Here is a 316-nt window from a genome sequence, read left to right as displayed (position 1 = left end):
ATGGCCTATCACTATCAGAAGGCGGAGGGGGCCGACCAGCTGATCGATATCTGGGGCGCCGACCATGCCGGCACGGTCAAGCGCATCCAGGCGGCGGTCGCCGCGCTGACCGAGGGGAAGACCCGCTTCGACGTCAAGCTGGTGCAGATGGTGCGGCTGCTGCGCGGCGGCGAGCCGGTGAAGATGTCGAAGCGGGCCGGCGAGTTCGTGACCCTGCGCGACGTCATCGACGAGGTCGGGCGCGACGCGATCCGCTTCATGATGCTCTACCGCAAGAACGACGCGACGCTGGATTTCGACCTCGCCAAGGTCGTCG

At 66.8% G+C, this 316-nt stretch carries 1 pseudogene; it reads left to right on the top strand.

The features are described from left to right. Window positions 1-316: pseudogene (argS, locus tag CVH10_RS19135) on the top strand (arginine--tRNA ligase); the annotation flags it as partial.

Origin of the sequence: Halomonas sp. ND22Bw (assembly GCF_003011945.1) — a bacterium.
GTDB classification, from domain to species: Bacteria; Pseudomonadota; Gammaproteobacteria; order Pseudomonadales; family Halomonadaceae; genus Halomonas; species Halomonas halophila.
The sequence above is the reverse complement of the archived record's forward strand: the minus strand, read 5'-3'. Positions and strand labels throughout refer to the sequence as shown.